Origin of the sequence: Streptomyces cahuitamycinicus (assembly GCF_002891435.1) — a bacterium.
Lineage (GTDB): Bacteria > Actinomycetota > Actinomycetes > Streptomycetales > Streptomycetaceae > Streptomyces > Streptomyces cahuitamycinicus.
The window spans coordinates 1-1,775 of the sequence record NZ_POUC01000792.1; the positions used below are offsets into that span (position 1 = coordinate 1).

At 69.9% G+C, this 1,775-nt stretch carries 1 protein-coding gene; it reads right to left on the reverse strand.

Features of this window, described 5'->3' with window-relative positions; genetic code table 11:
- Positions 1-32 precede the first annotated feature (32 nt).
- Positions 33-1,679: an IS1182 family transposase gene (locus tag C1J00_RS42900; RefSeq protein ID WP_102914177.1), complete on the reverse strand. Its 1,647-nt coding sequence runs from the start codon at positions 1,677-1,679 to the stop codon at positions 33-35.
- Positions 1,680-1,775: the final 96 nt, after the last annotated feature.

The window sequence follows — 1,775 nt, forward strand, 5'->3', positions numbered from 1 at the left end:
GGACGCTGTTGGTAAATCCGCCCCGCTGGATCTCATCCAGCGGGGCGGATTGCTGCGAAGGGGGAGACGCGGGTGCGGGCGAGGGGTCTGCCGGTGAGCCAGGCATCAATGCGGGCGAGGTTGATCGCGGCACCGGTGAAGTGGTGCTGGAGCCGGGTCTTGGCGAGGCCGCGGTAGCGGGATCTGCGCAGGCCGAACGCCTGGACGCCCTGTGAGATGGTGCCCTCGACGCCGGCGCGGTGTCCGTAGCGGCGGCGCCACTGGTCGGTGTCCTGCTCGATACGGGCCTGTTGAAGGATGTCGTGCTCGGCCTTCGGCCTCAGGGTCAGATTGCGACCGGTCCTGGAGCTGGTGCACGAGGTCCGCAGTTCGCAGGGGTCGCAGTGCCGGGCGGCGAACCGGACCCGGGTGACCGGGGTGCCCCGATGACTCTGGTCCTCCCGCCAGACGACGTTGGTCTGTCCGCCGGGGCAGACGGCCCGGCGCTGGTCCCAGTCGATGGTGAAACGGGTGTTGTCGAAGATGTCTCCGCTCGCCTGTCCCTTCACGGTGGTGGACTTGACCGGACCGACCAGTTCGATGCCGTGATCGCGGCGGGCGTGGTGGATCTGTTCGGCATCGACGTATCCGGCGTCCACCAGGTGCTCGTCCGGCAACAGGCCGCGTTCGGCCAGCGCGGCGTGGATGTCCTCCAGGACGGCATCGTCGTTCACCGGTGCCGGGGTGGTGTGGATATGGGTGATCAGGTGTGGAGCGTCGGGCTCGCAGGTCTCGCTGAGGTGAACCTTGTAGCCGGACCAGCCCAGATCCCGCTTCGCACCGGTCCGCGCCTCGGGCTCATACGGGGTGCGTAAGCGGATCAGGCCGGGCGGGGTGTTCTTCGGCTCCCGCCAGCGCACGACGTCCTCGATGCGCTGGAACTGCTGCACCCACGTCCGGCGCAGGAACTCCACCGCGGGCAGGACCCGCAGGCCGGGCGGTGCCTCCTGCGACCAGACCTCTTCCAGCAGCACCATGCCATCGGCCCCGCACTGGTCGCCGTGCTCGACCCGGGCCGCCCACCGAGAGGGGAAACGACTGTCCTCCGGCCGGGCCGCGTAGCGGTCGAACCACTCCGGAGCCGCCAGTGCCGCCAGCCAGTCCCCGGCCACCTCGGCAACCTCGTTCAGCGCGGCCCGCAAAGTCTCGACCACGAACTCCAGCCGGTTCAGATCCCTGGTCGACGCCAGCACGTGGGTGGCGTCCGTGCGCTGCCGCTTGCCCGCCTTCACCAGCCCGGCCTCCCCGGCGGCGGTCACCACCGCGTCGAACACCGCGCGACCAGCATCCGCCTCCACCAGCCGGGCCCGGAACTCGCTGAGTACGGAGAAGTCGAAGCCGGTATCGGTCAGCTCCAGCGACAGGGCGTACTTCCAGTCCAGACGCGAGCGGACCGCGTGCGCGGCCTGCCGGTCGGTCAGGCCCTCGGCGAACTGCAACACCGACACCAGCGCCAACCGGGCCGGCGAGATCACCGGCCGTCCCCGCGCCGGGAACAACTCCTCGAAGTCGGCGTCGGCGAAGACCGGCCCGAGCACATCCCGCACCCGCATCGCCAGACAGCCCTTCGGGAACACTGCGCGAGCCACCCGCGCGGTCTCCTCCGGGATCTCCGCCAGATCCACCCCACGCAACGACACGAACCCACCCCAGAAACACGACGACGGCCTGCACAACCCCAACGGGGTGGTACAGGCCGCCGTCACGCAGCCCCCGGATTTACCAACAGCGTCCGG